The 19,444-nt window shown below is 55.5% G+C and carries 15 protein-coding genes; 8 read left to right on the forward strand and 7 right to left on the reverse strand.

The features are described from left to right. Position 1: 1 nt before the first annotated feature. Both fkpB and ispH read left to right on the forward strand, forming a co-directional pair. Positions 2-472 (forward strand): FKBP-type peptidyl-prolyl cis-trans isomerase, encoded by a 471-nt coding sequence (gene fkpB / locus QOT07_RS03160; protein ID WP_085120175.1) that lies wholly within the window; start codon positions 2-4, stop codon positions 470-472. Next, entirely contained in the window at positions 453-1,406 is a 954-nt protein-coding gene (gene ispH / locus QOT07_RS03165) for a 4-hydroxy-3-methylbut-2-enyl diphosphate reductase (RefSeq protein WP_099063125.1), read from the forward strand. The genes fkpB and ispH overlap by 20 nt, the downstream gene beginning before the upstream one ends. A 304-nt stretch (positions 1,407-1,710) precedes the next feature. Here ispH and QOT07_RS03170 read toward each other — a convergent pair whose 3' ends face one another. Then, complete coding sequence (locus tag QOT07_RS03170; RefSeq protein WP_099063124.1) at positions 1,711-2,634, reverse strand: LysR family transcriptional regulator; 924 nt, start codon at positions 2,632-2,634, stop codon at positions 1,711-1,713. Between the two features lie 191 nt (positions 2,635-2,825). Here QOT07_RS03170 and pvcA point away from each other — a divergent pair, with 191 nt between their 5' ends. The 3 genes from pvcA (at position 2,826) to QOT07_RS03185 (ending at position 6,023) form a co-directional block, all read left to right on the forward strand. Beyond that, on the forward strand, positions 2,826-3,791 hold the full coding sequence (pvcA, locus tag QOT07_RS03175; protein WP_099063123.1) for an L-tyrosine isonitrile synthase: 966 nt from the start codon (positions 2,826-2,828) through the stop codon (positions 3,789-3,791). Between the two features lie 90 nt (positions 3,792-3,881). Further along, entirely contained in the window at positions 3,882-4,745 is an 864-nt protein-coding gene (locus tag QOT07_RS03180; protein ID WP_283602559.1) for a TauD/TfdA dioxygenase family protein, read from the forward strand. A gap of 21 nt (positions 4,746-4,766) precedes the next feature. Beyond that, the gene (locus tag QOT07_RS03185) at positions 4,767-6,023 is read left to right on the forward strand and encodes a glycosyltransferase (RefSeq protein ID WP_283604281.1); all 1,257 of its coding nucleotides are present in this window, start codon (positions 4,767-4,769) and stop codon (positions 6,021-6,023) included. 53 nt (positions 6,024-6,076) lie between these two features. Here the strand turns inward: QOT07_RS03185 and QOT07_RS03190 are convergent, their stop codons facing one another. The 6 genes from QOT07_RS03190 to QOT07_RS03215 form a co-directional block, all read right to left on the reverse strand. Further along, a complete protein-coding gene (locus QOT07_RS03190) occupies positions 6,077-6,859 on the reverse strand; it encodes an SDR family NAD(P)-dependent oxidoreductase (RefSeq protein WP_207979322.1) in 783 nt (260 codons plus the stop codon). A gap of 25 nt (positions 6,860-6,884) precedes the next feature. Next, positions 6,885-7,787 (reverse strand): dihydrodipicolinate synthase family protein, encoded by a 903-nt coding sequence (locus QOT07_RS03195; RefSeq protein WP_283602560.1) that lies wholly within the window; start codon positions 7,785-7,787, stop codon positions 6,885-6,887. Next, positions 7,787-9,499: a dihydroxy-acid dehydratase gene (gene ilvD, locus QOT07_RS03200; RefSeq protein WP_283602561.1), complete on the reverse strand. Its 1,713-nt coding sequence runs from the start codon at positions 9,497-9,499 to the stop codon at positions 7,787-7,789. Before ilvD ends, QOT07_RS03195 begins: the two co-directional genes overlap by 1 nt. Positions 9,500-9,501: 2 nt before the next feature. Further along, complete coding sequence (locus QOT07_RS03205) at positions 9,502-10,890, reverse strand: MFS transporter (protein ID WP_099063118.1); 1,389 nt, start codon at positions 10,888-10,890, stop codon at positions 9,502-9,504. A 28-nt stretch (positions 10,891-10,918) separates the two neighbouring features. After that, on the reverse strand, positions 10,919-12,349 hold the full coding sequence (locus QOT07_RS03210; protein ID WP_283602562.1) for a sugar porter family MFS transporter: 1,431 nt from the start codon (positions 12,347-12,349) through the stop codon (positions 10,919-10,921). Between the two features lie 205 nt (positions 12,350-12,554). Then, complete coding sequence (locus tag QOT07_RS03215; RefSeq protein WP_207979310.1) at positions 12,555-13,286, reverse strand: FadR/GntR family transcriptional regulator; 732 nt, start codon at positions 13,284-13,286, stop codon at positions 12,555-12,557. Between the two features lie 321 nt (positions 13,287-13,607). On the opposite strand from QOT07_RS03215, the gene dapB reads away from it, so the two are divergent. From dapB to carB, 3 genes are all read left to right on the forward strand, one after another. Next, positions 13,608-14,429, forward strand: coding sequence for a 4-hydroxy-tetrahydrodipicolinate reductase (gene dapB, locus QOT07_RS03220; protein ID WP_099063115.1), 822 nt, complete (start codon positions 13,608-13,610; stop codon positions 14,427-14,429). Between the two features lie 470 nt (positions 14,430-14,899). Next, positions 14,900-16,048: a glutamine-hydrolyzing carbamoyl-phosphate synthase small subunit gene (carA, locus tag QOT07_RS03225; RefSeq protein ID WP_099063244.1), complete on the forward strand. Its 1,149-nt coding sequence runs from the start codon at positions 14,900-14,902 to the stop codon at positions 16,046-16,048. Between the two features lie 15 nt (positions 16,049-16,063). After that, the gene (carB, locus tag QOT07_RS03230; RefSeq protein ID WP_261416068.1) at positions 16,064-19,288 is read left to right on the forward strand and encodes a carbamoyl-phosphate synthase large subunit; all 3,225 of its coding nucleotides are present in this window, start codon (positions 16,064-16,066) and stop codon (positions 19,286-19,288) included. The last annotated feature ends 156 nt before the right edge of the window (positions 19,289-19,444 follow it).

The following is a 19,444-nucleotide window of genomic DNA, read 5'->3' on the forward strand; positions in this document are numbered from 1 at the left end:
TATGACGGCTCAGATTAAGGGCGATAGTGAAGTGCTGGTTCACTTCACGTTGAAACTGGAAGACGGTTCAACCGCAGAATCCACTCGCAGCAACGGTAAACCGGCGCTGTTCCGTCTGGGTGACGGCAGCCTGTCCGAGCCGCTGGAAGCACAGTTGCTTGGTCTGAGTGCGGGCGACAAGTGCGCGTTTACCCTGCAACCGGAAGCGGCGTTCGGCGAAGAGAACCCGGACCTGGTCCAGTTCTTCTCACGCCGTGACTTCGCGGAAACCGGGGTACCGGACGCGGGCACCATCATGCTGTTTACCGCCGTCAACGGCAGCGAAATGCCGGGTGTGGTGCGTGAAGTGGCGGAAGATTCGATTACCGTTGATTTCAACCATCCGCTGGCGGGCCATCCGGTGACCTTCGATATTGAAGTGCTGGAGATTGACCCGCAGCAGGAGGAGACGCATGCAAATATTGCTGGCTAACCCACGTGGCTTTTGCGCCGGGGTTGATCGTGCGATCAGTATCGTTGAACGCGCGCTGGAAATTTACGGCGCGCCTATCTACGTGCGTCACGAAGTGGTGCATAACCGCTACGTGGTGGACAGCCTGCGTGAGCGTGGGGCGGTATTTATCGAGGAAATTACCGAAGTGCCGGACGGGTCGATTCTGATCTTCTCGGCGCACGGGGTTTCCCAGGCCGTTCGGGCCGAAGCCAAAGCGCGTGATTTGACCATGCTGTTTGACGCCACCTGCCCGCTGGTCACCAAGGTGCATATGGAGGTGGCGCGAGCCAGCCGCCGTGGTACCGAAGCGATCCTGATCGGCCATGCGGGCCACCCGGAAGTGGAAGGCACCATGGGCCAGTACAGCAACCCGAAGGGCGGCATGTATCTGGTGGAGTCACCGGACGACGTGGGTAAGCTACAGGTGAAAGATGAAAGCAACCTGTGCTTTATGACACAAACCACGCTGTCGGTGGACGACACTTCTGACGTGATTGATGCCCTGCGCAAGCGTTTCCCGAGCATTATCGGGCCGCGTAAGGACGACATCTGTTACGCCACCACTAACCGTCAGGAAGCGGTGCGTAACCTGGCCGGGGATGCGGATGTGGTTCTGGTGGTGGGGTCGAAGAACTCCTCTAACTCCAACCGTCTGGCGGAGCTGGCTCAACGCGTGGGTAAGCCGGCGTACCTGATCGACTCCGCGGCTGACATTCAGGAAGCCTGGCTGAAAGATGCTAGTAATATCGGGGTTACCGCCGGGGCATCGGCACCAGACGTATTGGTGCAGGACGTGATCAGTCGCCTGAAAGCGCTGGGCGGTGTCAACGTGCAGGAAGTCAGTGGCCGTGAAGAGAACATCGTGTTCGAAGTGCCGAAAGAGCTGCGGGTTGATATCAAACAGGTCGATTAAGCATCGGGCATAAATAAAATAACGGGGAGCTTTGGCTTCCCGTTTTTTTTTGGGATCGGTATCAGACAGTGAAAGTATTAAAAAGGCGTGGGAGAGAGAACTGATTCAAATTTTCTGTTACTTAAAGTCAAATTCGTTCTGACAATTTGAATTAATGACGGAGTAAATGCTTATATAGGCAACGAGGAAGTTATTAAGGTTAATATCATTAGGCTGCGATCTAAATAAACTCTGGTGCTGGTCAGCAATCGGCTGAAAAGTTAAATAACTAAATAAAGTGTCGTTACAGATTTTTCTTATTTTATTAAGTCCGTAACTGGCCTACGGAATTCTGCTCTTTTTTCTGTAAATGGATTTTCATATGCTCGAGTAAACGGCGAACCTTTAATGGCTGGCTGTCCCGACGCGGCATAATCGCGTAGCAATTAATATCCGGTAATCGCCAACCCGGTAACACCTCGACCAGGTCGCCCCGGCACAATTCATTTTCAACGTTAACGAAGAAATTACGGATGATCCCCTTGCCGGCCAGCGCCAATTCTTTCATCGCCATACCGTTATTGGTAAATAAACGTCCGGTCATGCGCAACCGATGCTCGTCGCCGTTAGGGTGGAGCAGGCGAACAAACTGCGGGTTTCCCAACGGGGTAAAAGTGACCCATTGATGGTGTGTTAATGCCTGTGGGGTATCCGGTATGCCATGGCCGGCAAGGTAGGCCGGTGAGGCGCACAAAACTTCACGAAAGCGCGCCAGGCGGGTAGAGACGTAGCTGGAATCTGCCATTACGCCGCCGCGGATCGCCAGATCGATACGCTGGCCTATCAGGTCGATCTTTTCATCATGAATTTCCAGCCTCAGCGTGATGCGTGGGTGTTCATCAAGGAAGCTCTGTAGCGCCGGCACCAGATAATGGGTGGCGAATTCCGTCGAGGTGGCGACGCGCAACTCACCGGCCAGTTCACCGCGTAGCGCGGCAATACGCTGTTGACCCCGCTCGGCAGCATGGATCATCAGAACACAGTCCTCATAAAAACACAGCCCGGCTTCGGTCAGGCTCAGTGAGCGAGTAGAACGCAGAAGTAATTGAATGCCCAGCTCGTTTTCCAGCTGGCGGATATGCTGGCTGACAGCGGAGGTCGTAATGCCTAATTCTTTGGCTGCCATGCTGAATGCGCCGCAATCGACAACTTTAGAAAAAATGGCCATGCGTTTTAGAATATTACTCATAGTTTGTTAAGTTCAACTTAACCAAGATTGTTAATTATACGGGCTAATAATATAGCATTAACTCTTCTATATTGCCTGAAGCAGATAAATCGCGAGGCGAGGCTTATTTCCCACGCGACACCTCTCTTTTTGATAAGTCTTATTGCGTTTGCGAATAAGTTGCCTGCGCCACATCTGAACAGGAGTTAATTGTGGATAGTGCCCGTACTGAACAAATATCGTTAAAAATCCTTCATGAGCTATTGCAATATCGGCGTCGATTCCCGGGATTGGAAGCCTCAAATGCTGAAGAAGAACAGGCCGTTTCACAGGTGCAATTACCGCGTATCCGGGCATTCATTGAAAATGAGCAGCGTATTGAATTTGTCCTGCCCGCCTTCCCGACAAAATCACCCAATACGAATAAGGTGATTGGTTCGGTACCCGATATGGCAGAGCGACTGTCGTTGATATTTCTTAATTCTCTCTGCCAACGTATTCAGCTTTATTACCCGCCGGGTGCCCATATCGTCATCTGCTCGGATGGCCATGTCTTCGGTGATTTGATCCGTGTCAGCGACGAGGCTATCAACCACTATCAGCATGAAATCGAAAACCTGTTGCATGAGGTCGGGGCGACGCACCTGAGCGTGTTCAACCTGGGGGACGTGGAAGGGCTGGCCGAGCATACCGGCGACTATGACCTGCTGCGCCAGTTGTTGGTCGACGGTTATGCCGAGCCGGAGGCGACAATCAAACAGCAACTGATGCAGGACGAGCAGGGGCTACAGTTGTATCGCGCCATCACCCGGTTCCTGTATGAAGACAGCCAACTGCCGGGCTACAGCGGCTCCAACGCCGCATTGCAAAAAGACGCCAAACAGCGCGCCTGTGGTGTGATCCAGCGCAGCTGGGCCTGGGGTAACCTGCTGGCCCAGCATTTCCCGCTGGCGATACGTTTGTCGATCCACCCGCAGCCCGCCGACAGCCTGAAAATGGGCATTCATATGATGCCAACCAAAGACGACTGGCTAACGCCGTGGCATGGCGTAGCGGCCAACGTCAACGGACAGTTTGTGCTGATGAAACGCAAAGACGCTCAGCAGTTGGCGGGCGAACTGGTGGCGATCCGCGGCACGCCCAGCCATTACCTGATCGAACAGCCACAGATGGCCTGATGCATCACCTTACGCCCGTCACTTTGGCGGGCGTCTTTTAACGGCCCGGTTGCCGTGTGAGCAGAAAATTCGATTCAAGGAGAGTGACCTATGGACCACCAAACACTGAACTGCCGTATTGAACTGAATACTCCTTTTGGCGCGGTATTGACCCCGCAATATCCTGGGCAACCGATCAGCGAACTGCCGGTAGCGACGCTGCGGGCGTTGGCTCAACAGCATCACCTGCTGGTACTGCGTGGCTTCGACTCTGGCTTTACCGATCCTCAGGTGCTGACAAGCTATGCCGAAGGCTGGGGCGAGATCATGATGTGGCCATTTGGTGCAGTATTGGATGTGAAAGAACATCCGGATGCCAAGGACCATATTTTCGACAGCAGCTATGTGCCGTTGCACTGGGACGGCATGTACAAACCGACCATCCCGGAATTCCAGCTATTCCACTGTGTGGCCGCGCCTTCGCAGGATGAGGGCGGGCGCACCACCTTTGTCGATACCACGCGCCTGCTGGCCAATGCCGATGAGGCGTTGTTGGCCCAGTGGCTGAAGGTGTCGATTTCTTATCGCATTAAGCAGGTCGTGCACTACGGCGGTGAGGTTTGTTCGCCGCTGGTGGTGACGCATCCGAGCGGCCGTGGGCAGATCATGCGCTACAACGAACCGCCGATCGAAGGCAAAAAGTTCCTTAACCAGCACGCGCTGGAATATCACGGTGTGCCGCAAGACAAGCAAGAGGCATTCCACCAGACCCTGCAACAGCATCTCTACGATCCGCGCCATTACTACGCCCACCAGTGGCAGCAGGGCGACGTAGTGGTAGCGGACAACTTCTCGCTGCTGCACGGGCGTGAGGGCTTCACTGCACGCTCTGCTCGCCATTTGCAGCGGGTCCATATTCAGAGCAACCCGGTGTGCGCCAATCTGGCGTTGAAGCCGGCAAACACAGAGGCTTAAGCCGTTATGGCACGTATTCTGATGGCCGCGGTGGCCACGCCCGGCCACGTTTATCCGATGCTGAGCATTGCCCGGCACCTGATTGCGCAAGGGCACCAGGTTCGGGTGATGACCGGTGCGCTGTTTCGCCAACGTGCTGAGGCCGTCGGCGCGCAATTCATTGCTTTTGATCAGCGGGTCGATTTTGACTACCGCTATCTTGAGCAGCACTTTCCAGAGCGGGCTGCGCTGCCGCCGGGCAATGCACAGATGGCGCTGGCGCTGAAAGACTTCTTCGCTGCTCCGATCCCCTTGCTGGATCAGCAGTTGCGAAGCGTGATGGCCGCCGAGAGCACAGATCTGTTGATTGTGGAGAACTGTTTCTACGGGGTGTTGCCGCTATTGCAGACTCGGGATCGCCCGCCGGTGATCGGCATTGGCGTGACGCCGTTATCGTTCTCCTCTACGGATTCGATCTTCTACGGGCCGCGGATCCCTCCGGCATTATTGCCCTCTGAGCTGCGGCGCGAGCAGTTGGTGGATGAAGGCACCCGCGCGTTAATCGAGGAGGTACAACAGAGTTTTGATGCTGCGATGGCACAATCCGGCGGTCAGCCACTGCAACAGCCGTTTACCGATGCGTTAATTGGCGGCTGCGATCGCTTTTTGCAACTGGCAACCCCGGCACTGGAGTATCTGCGTGAAGATTTACCGGCCAGCGTGCGCTTTATTGGTCCGCTGCGCAGCACGGCAGCGGCGGTTGAAACTGCCGATGAGTGGGATGAAGCCGACCGGCGGCCGCTGGTGATTGTCTCGCAGGGTACGCTGGCGAATGTCGATCTGCATCAGCTGATTGTCCCGACGCTGAAGGCGCTGGCTGAATTGCCGGTTCGGGTGTTAGCGACCACGGGGGGCCGCCCGATTGACGAGTTGTTGGCGCTGTTGCCCGCTAATGCCAGGGTGCAGGAGTTTATCTCTTTCGAGCACTGGCTGCCGCAGGCCGCACTGTTGATCACCAACGGCGGTTACGGTTCAATCAACTACGCTCTGGATCAGGGGGTGCCATTGATTGTCGCCGGTACCGGTGAAGATAAACTCGAGGCCGCCACGCGGGTGGTGGCTGCGGGATGCGGAATTAACCTGCATACCAGCAACCCGGATCAGGCGCAGTTGCGGCAAGCTGTGCAGCAAATTTTGACGCAGCCGATGTATCGGCAGCGTGCTGCACTGGTCCAGGCCGATTACGCTCGCCATGATGCACTGACGGCAATCGCCGACGAGGTGGCGGTGTTAATCTAGCCGGTTGAATGGTCTGTCGAACGGGGGGCTTTGGCTCCCCGTTTTTCTTTCAGTTAGTCGGGGTCTTCATCCTGCATGATGGCACTGCGTCCTCCGTCCATCACAATCGTGGTGCCTGCGATAAATCCCGCGTGTTCACTGGCGAGAAACAAACACAAATCACCGACTTCTTCAGGTGCTCCGAGGCGGCCGACCGGGTGCTTGTTAACGGTTCTTTCCCGCGCCAGTTTGGCATCTGGGTGGCTATCGAACCAGGTTTGGTTGCCTTCGGTATCGATAAAACCAGGAGCAATCCCCAGAGTGCGGATCGCCGGCCCCCACTCGATAGTCAGGCTTTGTACCAGGGAGAGTAGTGCCCGCTTGCTGATGTTATACGGCGCACAGCCCGGCAGGGTGGAAAATGCGTGGTTGGAGGTGATCACCAGGATCACGCCACGGCTTTGGGTCAGGGCCGCACGGGCACATTTGGCCAGATACCAATGCGAGCGCAGATTGAGATTGAAGTTATGCGTCCAGTCTTCTTCTTCGCAATCAATGCCTTTGAAAACGTTTTTACCGGCGTTGGAAACCACAATATCGATACGATGGAACCGTTGCTCAGCATTGGCGACAAAACGTTTTATCTCGGTGGTCTGCGTGACATCCACCGAGTCGTAGAAAAAATGTTGCGGGTACTCGCGTCGCAATTGCTGGGCATGGGGGGCTTTCTCCAGGGTTGGTTCGGCGCAACCCATAACGCTATCGCCGTTAGCGAGAAAGGCCTTGGTAATAGCCAGACCTATGCCCTGGCTGGCACCGGTGACGATCACCACTCGTCCGGATTTGTCGATAAGCATATAAACCTCGGCAAGGGCTGTTTTGCTACAGAGAAAACTGGCCTAAAAACCGGTCGATCATCCGGTGATCGTCCGCGGTGAGTTGCCAGCCGGGGTGACGGCAGTAATCGGTGGCAATGATATTGCGCCGCTGCAGAATCGTCTTCTCAACCTGAATAATGTATTCGCAGTGGCTCATCCAGCGCTGAATGTAAGGCAAGAGTGCCTGATGCAGCCTCTGCGCCTGTTCAGCTTCACCGACTTGCCAGTGGTGATAAATGCGCAGGTAAACCTCACTGAATGAACAGCCGGGCATCACGCCTTTGCCCCCCGCCGCCAGCATTGGCAACATATAAAGTCCGGCATAGCCGTTTAACACGCTGGCTTGCGGCGCCAGTTGCAGAAATTCTTTGGTGTAATCCACCGGCGGATTGCACTCTATCTTAAACACCGCATGGGGGTAGCGTGCTGCCACGTCAGCCAATTGTTGAGGCGTGATCGGCAATCCGGTTTCACCCGGCGCGTATTGCACCATCACCGGGATGTCCACGGCATCCAGTACGGCAAAAATGTGCTGTTGGATCTCCTGTGGACTGGGCTGCAGGAAAAATGGCGGCAGCAGCATCAACGCATCCGCGCCCAGTTGTTGATAATGGCGGGCGCGCTTAACGGCGACTTCGCTGCTGTGATCGGTGACCGAGATAGCACGGTACAGCGGGGCGCCTGCCAGCGTGGTGATAAAGATTTCTGCCAGGCGGCCGCGCTCGTGGTCGTCCAATTTGGGAAATTCACTGGCGATACCAAACAGCGTCGTTCCCTGAATGCCGGTTGCGGCCAAATGTTCCAGCAATCGCACAAAGCTTGTTTCATCGATCTCGCCGTCAGGACTGAACGGCATAGCGACAATAGGGTTGACCCCGCAAATATCAGCGGCTTGATAACGGCTCATTATTCTTCCTCCCGGTCAGCCAGCACGGCACCCTGTGCGGCCGGCATTGCCCAGCGACGATAAAGTCGCAGGAAACCTCGCGGTACTTCTTTATCCAGCGGCTGCCAGGTTTTACGTCGCTGGATCAGTTCGGTCTCGCTGACGTGTAGCGTCAGGGTACGCGCCGGAATATCTATCGAAATTTCATCGCCATCCTGCACCAATGCCAGTTCGCCGCCGTCCATTGCCTCAGGCGAGATATGGCCGACAAACAGCCCGCGGTTGGAACCGGAGAAACGGCCGTCGGTGATCAGGGCGCAGCTGTCGGCCAACCCCATCCCCTCCAGCGATTTCATCGGCTTATACATTTCCGGCATGCCAGGGCCGCCTTTGGGCCCTTCATAACGCAACACCAGTGCGCTACCCGGCTTAATTTGACCGGACATAATCGCCTCGACAGACTCCTGTTCGCTGTTGAACACCACAGCGGGACCACGGAAACGCATCAAATTTTCCGGCACGGCCGCAGGCTTCACGACGCAGCCGAGCGGCGACAAATTACCGTGCAGCACGGCGACACCGGCTTCATTACGCACCGGAATGGCGAGGGTGTGGATGACCTCCGGACGTCGGCTTGGCGGGGTCTTCGCCAGCAGTTCAGCTTTGGTTTTGCCGGTAACGGTTAAGGCGTTAAGATCGAGCAGTTGGGCAATCTCAACTTCGACCGCCGGTACGCCGCCTGCCTCCCAGAAGTCAATCATGTCATGTTCACTGGCCGGGTAGAGTGAGGCGACCAGTGGCACCTGATGGCTCAGTTCATCAAAGGCGGACAGCGGCAGATGCCCCAATTCCGCTTCGTAGTGAATGGCTTGCAGATGCAGAATGGCATTGGTGGAACCGCCGGTGGCCAGTAGATAAACCATCGCATTGCGGATCGACGCCGCGGTGATGATCTGTCGCGCGTTGATGCCATTGAGCACCAGCGCCACCGCCTGACGGCCGGTTTCGATAGCGCACTCGCGCCGTGCGGCTGAAACCGCCGGTAGCGTACTGCTGCCCGGCAGGCTCATGCCGAGCACCTCGCCGATACAGCACATGGTGTTGGCGGTGCCGTACATGGTGCAGGAGCCCGGTCCGGGTTCAGCGATATTTTCGATGTAAGCGAATTCGGCCTCATCGATTTCACCGCGTTTTTTCCAGCCGATGGCTTCGGTGACGATGTTGCCGTCCCAGTGTTTGCCCTTATATTCTGCCGGGTACATCGGGCCACCGTTGACCATGATCGCCGGAACGTCCAGCCGTGCAGCCGCCATCAGCATGGCGGGCACAATCTTGTCGCAAGAGCCGAGCAGCACCATGCCATCGAAGCGATGGGCGCGCATCATCACTTCAATTGAGGCCGTGATCACTTCACGAGCAGCCAGGATATAGCGCATGCCAAGATGCCCTTCGGCAATACCGTCGCAGGGGGCGATAGTGCCGAACACCATGCCGACACCGCCGGCTTCTTCAATGCCCTGCAATACCTTGGCCGTCAGTTCATTCAGGTTGACGTGGCCGGCGGTGGCATTGGTATAACTGTTGACCACGGCGATCACCGGGCGTCGCAGTTGTTCGTCGCTGTGGCCCATCGATTTATACAGCGCACGTTTCAGCGCACCGTCATCACCCTCGAGGATTGGGTTAAAATGCGAGCCACAACTGCCGCCGCCACAGGTTCCACATCCGCTCATAATCAAAATCTCTCAGTGATATTTAAAGGGCCGTCGGTATCAGGCTGAGTCGCCTGATGCGGTTTTATCTTTGGGTTTATCAATCTGGCCGGAAGCATGAAGATCAACGGGGCGCAGAGCAGCAGGAAGCCCGCCAAAATATACAGGCCACTGTCAGTCTGGCCGGTTTGGTCTTTCAGCCAGCCGAGCACCGTGGGGCCGAAGAACCCCGCGAGATTGCCGACTGAATTCACCAGTGCGATACCGGCCGCCGCCGCAGTGCCGGAAAGCAATGCGCCCGGCAGGCTGATATAGGTGGGGATCAGCGCCAGGGTGCCGGACATGGCAACGCAGATCCACGTCATCATCCAGAAGGTCGAGCCGCTGCAGTAAGCGCTGAGTGTCAGCCCGATACAGCCAATCACCGCCGGAATGGCAATATGCCAACGGCGCTCCTGTTTCAGATCGGAATGACGGCTGTTCCATATCATAAACAACGCGCCAAATACGTAGGGCAAGGCCGCCAGCAGGCCGATTTGGAAGTCGTCGCTGATACCTGAGGTTTTGATGATGGAAGGCAACCAAAAGCTGATGCCGTAATAGCCGACGTTGAAGCTGAAGAAAATCAGTGCCAGCAGCCAGACATAGCGGTTAGCCAGCATCTCTTTCAGGCTGTGGGCCGCTTTGCCGTTGGCAGCCCGGTCACGATTGGCGCGATCTTTGGCCAGATCGGCCTGTACGAGGTTTTTCTCTTCGGCGGTTAGCCACTTGGCTTCGGCCACGTTGTTATCCAGATAACGCAGTACCACAAAGGCCAGAACCAAAGATGGGACCGCTTCAATCAAGAACAGCCACTGCCAGTTATGCAACCCCCCCACATCCTCAAACAGCTTGAGGATCAGGCCTGAAAGCGGGCTGCCGATGATCACCGACAGCGGGGTGACCAGAATAAACAGCCCCAGCGTGCGGGCGGAGCGCCATGAAGGAAACCACAGGGTTAAATAGAATACGATGCCGGGGAAGAAACCGGCTTCGGCCACGCCGAGCAGAAAGCGCAATACATAAAAGCTGGTGGGGGTGGTGACGAACATCATGGCGGCTGACAATAGTGCCCAGGTTGCCATGATGCGGGCTATCCAGAATCGCGGCCCAAAACGTTGCATAAGCAGGTTGCTGGGCAACTCAAAAATAAAATAACCAATGAAGAAGATACCGGCACCCAGGCCATAAACGGTATCGCTGAAATTCAGGGCATCCTGCATGTGCAGCTTGGCGAACCCGACGTTAACGCGGTCCAGGTAAGCGAAGAAATAACACAGGATCAAAAAAGGGATCAGGCGGCGTGTGATCTTACCGTAGACCTGTGTTTCAGCGGCTTGCTTCACCGTCTGGTTTTCCGTCGTCAACTTCATGAGCGGTTCCTCAGATTTATTAGTCGGGTTATACCGGCGTATTCAAGGAGCGAACATCAGCCTTCGGCTGCGGTGATTTGCCGATGTGGCGCAGGGCAACACCGTTCATCAGGTTTTTTTCGATGTGTTCAAGCGAGATATTCTTGGTTTCTGGCACCAGCCATAACGTCAGCAAGATACAGAACAGGTTGAGCCCAGCGTAAAGCCAGAAAGTACCGGCACTGCCGACGGTGTCGATCAGCGTCAGGAAGGTAGCGCCGATGATCATATTGGCCATCCAGTTGGCCATGGTGGAGCAGGTAACGCCAAAATCGCGTCCGGCCAGCGGCTGGATCTCGGAGCACAATACCCAAATCAAGGGGCCTGCACTCATGGCAAAGCCGGTGATGAAAATCAGCAGCACCATAACCGCTGCGTATTGTTCTGCTGGATTGCTGATGCCGGTGTGGAACATATAACCCAGGGTGCCCATGCAAATGGCCATCACACTGAAACCCAGCTTGAGCATTGGCTTGCGTCCCCAACGATCGACCAGCGCGATAGCGATAAAGGTAGCCAGCACGTTGGTCAACCCGGCGATCACGGTGCACCACATTTGTTCGCTGGTGGTGGAGAAGCCGGCGATTTCAAAGATCTTCGGTGCGTAGTACATGATTATCGTCATGCCGGTGAACTGCTGCATAAATTGCAGCAAGATGCCAAGACAGGTGGAACGGCGGAAGTTGGCATTGTGGCGAAACAGTTGCCAGCCGCGTTGCTTCATTTGCAGACTTTCACGGATTTGGTCCAGCTCCACGCGGGCTTCATCATCCGAGTTACGTAGCAGCATTAGCACCTTTGAGGCCAGCTCGCTGCGGCCTTTCATGGCTAACCAGCGCGGACTTTCCGGCAGCGTCACCACGCCAATAAACAGGATGATGGCGGGGAATGTGATAATACCCAACATCCAGCGCCAGTGACCTCCGGCGCTGAAGGCGGTGTCAGACAGAAAGGCCGCCAGAATGCCGATAGTGATCATCAATTGATAAAGCGAGATCATGCTGCCGCGAATACGCTCCGGGGCGATTTCCGACAGGTACAGTGGTGCAGTGAACGACGCTACGCCGACGGCTAAACCCAGAATAAAGCGCGAAATAACCAACACTTCGAGACTAAGGGCAATGGCGCAACCGACAGAGCCGACGACAAACAACACGGCGCTCAACAACAGGCTTTTTTTACGGCCAAGGCGGGAAGACATCGGCCCGCTGCCCAGTGCCCCGAGTGCGGCACCGAGCATCATAATGCTGACCACGATTTCCTGCTGTTGGCTGGACAGGCTGAATTCGTGGGCCAGGAACGGCAACGCACCGGCGATTACCCCCATATCCAGGCCAAACAGCAGCCCTGCTAAGGCGGCGAGAAAGCAAACCTGCAGGGTTTGTCGGTTAGCTTTGGCGGGAACAGCGATTTTTTCCATAACAACACCCTTTTATTCAATGCGTTATTTTTTTATGCGGAAAGCGCTGGCACCGAACTGTCGGTGAAGCCCGCCCCAGACGTAAGCCGTTCAGTTATTATTTATTCAGGTAATACAAAAATGGTAATCTTGTAATACAAGAATGCTAGAGCCAAAAGCACTCTGGAACTGTGAGATTGATCGAAATTACAGCAAAGGAGGGTTTTTAGAGGATATGGGCGAACATTTCCGGTTGTTGATGCCAGTTATTCTTTTTGGCCGCGTTGAGCAGAATCACCCGCATACGCTGGCGCGCATTTTCCACCTGCTTGAAGCGAATCGCCTCCAGCAGTTGCTGATGTTCTTCTACGGCATTTTTGGCCAGACGGACGTCCTCTTCCAGCGTTTGCTGGAAAGAGAGGGCCATGGCGGCGGAAAGTGCGCTGCCTAATGAATACAAAAAGGGGTTATGGCTGGCGCTCAACAAGGCGAGGTGGAACGCCATATCGCCCTGTTCGAAGAGTTCGCGGCTGGCTTGTTGTTGCCCTTGTGCCATCAGTTTGCAGGCATCTTCAAGTGCGGCCAAATCATGGCCGGTTGCGTTAACGGCCGCCAGTGCGGCGATATTAGGCTCAAAGATAAGGCGAGTGACCATCAATTGCTCAACCAACAACGGGTCGAGGCTGCCTTCTGCCAGCCAGGCCAGAACATCGGTATCCAGAAAACTCCATTGCTCGCGCGCATTGACCGTGCTGCGTTTCTTCGCCTGGATGGAAATCAGCCCTTTTGCCGCCAGCACTTGCAAGGCATTGCGCACCGAGGTGCGTGAAACCTCATATTGCAGCGCCAGTTCATTTTCCCCCGGCAGTGACAGCCCGGGCGGCAGATCGCCCTTGATGATACGGCGGGCCAGATCTTGCGTCAGGGTTTCCGATAGGGTGGTGGGTGCGGTTTTCATCCGTGGCTCTCAGGCAATAAAGCGGCAGTTACTGCATATACTAAGCTAAGCGACAGGTTGGTGGTACCTATGCCGATTTTAGTGAAGCGAATAAGCGGTTTTTCATGCAGATTATGCCGGTTAAAACTGCATGATTATGTAAATCAAACCATCGACGCTTTTTAGGTTAAATGTTAACCCATTGACAGCATTGCTGATGAAATGCGTGGGATATCATAATTTTCTAATTATGAAATGAATCCTCTGGCGGTGATAAGGTGGGGCAGTTACCCTGAACCGATAGCCTAATGGGATAGGCGTCAAATCAACAAGAGAGCAAGCATGACTGATTCACAAATCCGCATTGCGGTTGCGGGTTCCGGCGGCCGTATGGGCCGTCAATTGATCCAGGCGGTACAGCAGGCACCGGGTGTGGTGCTGGGAGCCGCGATTTCACGGCCAGGCTCAAGCCTGATTGGTACCGATGCCGGTGAACTGGCGGGCGTTGGCACGCTGGGCGTGACCGTTAGCGACAGTCTGGAAAAGGTGGTTGGCGATTTCGATATTCTGATCGACTTCACCCGTCCGGAAAGCACCCTGGGCTACCTGGCTTTCTGCGTCGAGCATAAAAAAGCCATGGTGATTGGCACCACCGGCTTTGATGATGCCGGCAAAGAGGCCATCCGTGCCGCCGGGCAGCAGATTGGTATCGTCTTCGCCGCCAACTTCAGCGTCGGCGTCAATCTGGTGCTGAAACTGTTGGAAAAAGCCGCTCAAGTGATGGGCGACTATACCGATATCGAGATTATTGAAGCGCATCACCGCCATAAAGTGGATGCCCCTTCGGGCACGGCGTTGGCGATGGGCGAGGCGATTGCCGGTGCACTGGGACGCGATCTTAAAGAGTGTGCGGTGTATGCGCGCGAAGGTTATACCGGTGAGCGCGATCCGAAGAGTATTGGCTTTGCCACTATTCGTGCCGGCGATATCGTCGGGGAGCACACCGCCATGTTTGCCGACATCGGCGAGCGGGTAGAGATTACCCATAAAGCCTCCAGCCGCATGACTTTCGCCAGTGGAGCGGTGCGCGCGGCATCATGGCTGTATAAGCGTGATAAAGGGCTATTTGATATGCGGGATGTGCTCAATCTTGACCAGTTATAATTGATTTATATACCATCGTGATGTGGTTGTATTGATCATAATGCTATGATTAACGGACAATAATTTTATTGTCCTTTTTTTTAACGCTTAAAATGATGATGATGCATTTATTTTATAGTGTAATGCTTGTTTTTATGTGTTTAATTTGATTTTTTTGCCGTTAATCTCAAACAATGATGTTTTTAGCCCGGGATTTTGCCTTTATCATTGCGCTTTTTTGTCATTCCTCCCCGCAACCGTTTACCAACCCGAGTTTAGCGGTGTTTTTGTGGCTGCTAACCCTATTAAACGTTGAGAAGTGCAAAAATAAGAGAAAAAATGGCGCTTTGGGTAGACAAGCGGAGCTCTCATCATTAAAATGCGCCCAATTTGCCAAAAATTGACCTTGAAGGCGGTTTTTGCATTGATTTAGATCGCGATATCTGAATTAATATGCAAATATTGTGATTGATTATTCCTTGGAGGGTGTTTTGATTAAGTCAGCGCTATTGGTTCTCGAAGACGGAACCCAATTCCACGGTCGGGCCATCGGGGCAGAGGGTACGGCAGTGGGGGAAGTGGTCTTCAATACGTCGATGACCGGTTATCAAGAAATCCTCACTGATCCTTCCTACTCCCGCCAGATCGTTACTCTTACTTATCCTCATATCGGCAATGTCGGCACCAATGCTGCTGACGAAGAATCCTCCGCTGTACACGCCCAAGGCCTCGTCATTCGCGACCTCCCACTGATTGCCAGCAACTACCGCAACGAAGAAGGCCTGTCTGACTACCTGAAGCGTCACAACATCGTGGCGATTGCCGATATTGATACCCGCAAGCTGACCCGTCTGCTGCGTGAAAAGGGTGCACAGAACGGCTGCATCATCGCCGCTGACACACCGGATGCTGCCCTGGCATTGGCGAAGGCCAAAGGTTTCCCGGGCCTGAAAGGCATGGACCTGGCGAAAGAAGTAACCACTCAGGAAGCATACAGCTGGCAGCAAGGTAGCTGGACGCTTGAAGGCGAACTGCCGGAAGCCAAAGCGGCCTCCGAGCTGCCGTTCCACGTGGTGGCCTACGACTTTGGCGCCAAGCGCAACATCCTGCGCATGCTGGTGGATCGCGGCTGCCGCCTGACGGTAGTGCCGGCGCAGACCCCGGCAGATGAAGTATTGAAGATGAGTCCGGACGGCATTTTCCTGTCCAACGGCCCGGGTGACCCGGAGCCTTGTGATTACGCCATTACCGCCATCAAACAGTTCCTGGAAACCGACATTCCGGTATTTGGCATCTGCCTCGGCCACCAGTTGCTGGCACTGGCCAGCGGCGCGAAAACCGTGAAGATGAAGCTCGGCCACCACGGCGGTAACCACCCGGTAAAAGATCTGGATAAAGACTGCGTCATGATCACCGCGCAGAACCACGGTTTTGCCGTGGATGAAAACAACCTGCCGGCAGAACTGCGCGTAACGCACAAATCCTTGTTTGACCACACGGTGCAGGGCATTCACCGCACCGACAAGGCTGCGTTCAGCTTCCAGGGGCACCCTGAAGCCAGCCCGGGCCCACACGATGCCGCGCCGCTGTTCGATCACTTTATCGAACTGATCGAGACTTACCGTTCTAACGCCAAATAATCAGGAGCAGTAAAAATGCCAAAACGTACAGACATAAAAAGCATCCTGATCCTCGGCGCTGGCCCGATTGTTATCGGCCAGGCGTGTGAGTTCGACTACTCGGGTGCTCAGGCGTGTAAAGCGCTGCGCGAAGAGGGTTACCGCGTTATTTTGGTGAACTCCAACCCGGCCACCATCATGACTGACCCGGAAATGGCGGATGCGACCTACATCGAGCCGATTCACTGGAAAGTGGTACGCAAAATCATCGAAAAAGAGCGTCCGGATGCCGTGCTGCCGACCATGGGCGGCCAGACCGCACTGAACTGTGCGCTGGAACTGGAACGTCAGGGCGTGCTGGCCGAGTTTGGCGTGACCATGATTGGCGCTACCGCTGACGCGATCGATAAAGCTGAAGACCGTCGCCGTTTCGACGTGGCGATGAAGAAAATCGGTCTGGACACCGCGCGCTCCGGCATTGCGCACAATATGGAAGAAGCGCTGGCGGTTGCCGCTGACGTCGGCTTCCCGTGCATCATCCGTCCTTCCTTTACCATGGGCGGCAGCGGCGGCGGCATCGCCTATAACCGCGAAGAGTTCGAAGAGATCTGCGAACGCGGCCTGGATTTGTCACCGACCAAAGAGCTGTTGATTGACGAGTCGCTGATCGGCTGGAAAGAGTACGAGATGGAGGTGGTGCGCGATAAGAATGATAATTGCATCATCGTCTGCTCGATCGAAAACTTCGACGCCATGGGTATCCATACCGGTGACTCGATCACCGTCGCGCCGGCGCAGACGCTGACCGACAAAGAATACCAAATCATGCGTAACGCCTCGATGGCGGTGCTGCGTGAAATCGGCGTGGAAACCGGTGGCTCCAACGTGCAGTTCTCGGTTAACCCGAAAACCGGCCGTCTGATCGTCATCGAAATGAACCCGCGTGTATCCCGCTCTTCGGCGCTGGCGTCGAAAGCCACCGGCTTCCCGATTGCCAAAATTGCCGCCAAGCTGGCGGTGGGTTACACCCTCGACGAACTGATGAACGACATCACCGGTGGCCGCACGCCAGCCTCGTTCGAACCGTCCATCGACTACGTCGTGACCAAAATTCCTCGCTTCAACTTCGAGAAATTTGCCGGTGCCAACGACCGTCTGACCACCCAAATGAAATCCGTCGGCGAAGTGATGGCGATTGGCCGTACTCAGCAAGAGTCACTGCAGAAAGCGCTGCGTGGCCTGGAAGTGGGTGCTACCGGCTTTGACCCGAAAGTGAGCCTGGACGACCCGGAAGCGCTGACCAAAATCCGTCGTGAGCTGAAAGATGCCGGTTCTGACCGCATCTGGTACATCGCTGACGCCTTCCGTGCCGGTCTGTCGGTTGACGGTGTCTTCAATCTGACCAATGTGGACCGCTGGTTCCTGGTGCAAATTGAAGAGCTGGTGCGCCTGGAAGAGCAGGTTGCCGAAACCGGCATCAACGGTTTGACGTCGGAATTCCTGCGTACCCTGAAGCGTAAAGGCTTCGCCGATGCGCGCCTGGCTATCCTGGCCGGCGTTGCAGAGAGCGAAATCCGCAAACTGCGCCACGGTTATGGTCTGCACCCGGTTTACAAGCGTGTGGATACCTGCGCGGCAGAATTCGCCACCGACACCGCTTATATGTACTCCACTTATGAAGAAGAGTGCGAGTCCAATCCGACCAATGACCGTCCGAAAATCATGGTGCTGGGCGGCGGTCCGAACCGTATCGGCCAGGGCATTGAGTTCGACTACTGCTGCGTACACGCCTCGCTGGCGCTGCGCGAAGACGGTTACGAAACCATTATGGTCAACTGTAACCCGGAAACCGTGTCTACCGACTACGACACTTCCGACCGTCTGTACTTCGAGCCGGTGACGCTGGAAGACGTGCTGGAAATCGTGCGTATCGAGAAGCCGAAAGGGGTGATCGTCCAGTACGGCGGCCAGACCCCGCTGAAGCTGGCGCGTGAGCTGGAAGCCGCAGGCGTGCCGATCATCGGCACCAGCCCGGATGCGATTGACCGCGCCGAAGACCGTGAGCGTTTCCAACAGGCGGTGCACCGTCTGGGCCTGAAACAGCCGGCCAACGCCACCGTCTCCACCATCGAACAGGCGGTAGAGAAAGCGGCCGGCCTCGGCTACCCGCTGGTGGTACGTCCTTCCTACGTGCTGGGCGGCCGCGCGATGGAAATCGTTTATGACGATATCGACCTGCGCCGTTACTTCCAGAATGCAGTCAGCGTTTCCAACGACGCGCCAGTGCTGCTGGATCGCTTCCTGGATGATGCGGTAGAAGTCGACGTCGATGCCATTTGCGACGGCGAGCGGGTGCTGATTGGCGGCATCATGGAACACATCGAACAGGCGGGCGTGCACTCCGGTGACTCCGCTTGCTCACTGCCGGCCTACACCCTGAGCAAAGAAATTCAGGATGTGATGCGCCAGCAGGTTGAGAAACTGGCGTTCGAGCTGCAGGTTCGCGGCCTGATGAACGTGCAGTTTGCGGTGAAGAACAACGAAGTCTACCTGATTGAAGTCAACCCACGTGCTGCGCGTACCGTACCTTTCGTCTCCAAGGCGACCGGCGTCCAGTTGGCCAAGGTAGCGGCACGCGTGATGGCGGGCAAAACGCTGACCGAGCAGGGCGTAACGGAAGAAGTTATTCCGCCTTACTACTCGGTGAAAGAAGTGGTGCTGCCGTTCAACAAGTTCCCAGGCGTCGACCCGATTTTAGGGCCGGAAATGCGCTCTACCGGGGAAGTGATGGGCGTAGGCCGCACCTTCGCGGAAGCCTTCTCCAAGGCGATGCTCGGCAGCCAGTCAGGCATGAAGAAACAGGGTCGTGCGCTGCTGTCGGTGCGTGAAGGCGATAAAGCCCGGGTGGTGGATCTGGCGGCAAGCCTGCTGAAACAGGGCTTTGAGCTGGATGCCACCCACGGTACCGCCGTGGTGCTGGGCGAGGCGGGGATTAACCCACGCCTGGTCAACAAGGTGCATGAAGGTCGTCCGCATATTCAGGACCGTATCAAGAATGGCGAGTACACCTACATCGTTAACACCACGGCCGGCCGCCAGGCGATTGAGGATTCCAAGTTGATTCGCCGCAGCGCGCTGCAGTACAAGGTGCATTACGACACCACCCTGAACGGCGGCTTTGCCACCGCGATGGCGCTGAAGGCCGATCCGACCGAACAGGTGACCTCGGTGCAGGAGATGCACGCACGCATCGGTAAGTAATCTCTCTATGCCGTAACATCAGGGCGCTGCAGTTGAATGCAGTGCCCTTTTTTTATCTCCATCAGCCAATTTGTTGTCTCACGTTAAAAATTTCCGCTATCAATCATTCAGCAAACTGTCACTCTGTGTGATTGGTATATGCTTGATATATTGGCA

This window comes from Serratia proteamaculans, assembly GCF_949794035.1.
GTDB lineage: Bacteria > Pseudomonadota > Gammaproteobacteria > Enterobacterales > Enterobacteriaceae > Serratia > Serratia proteamaculans.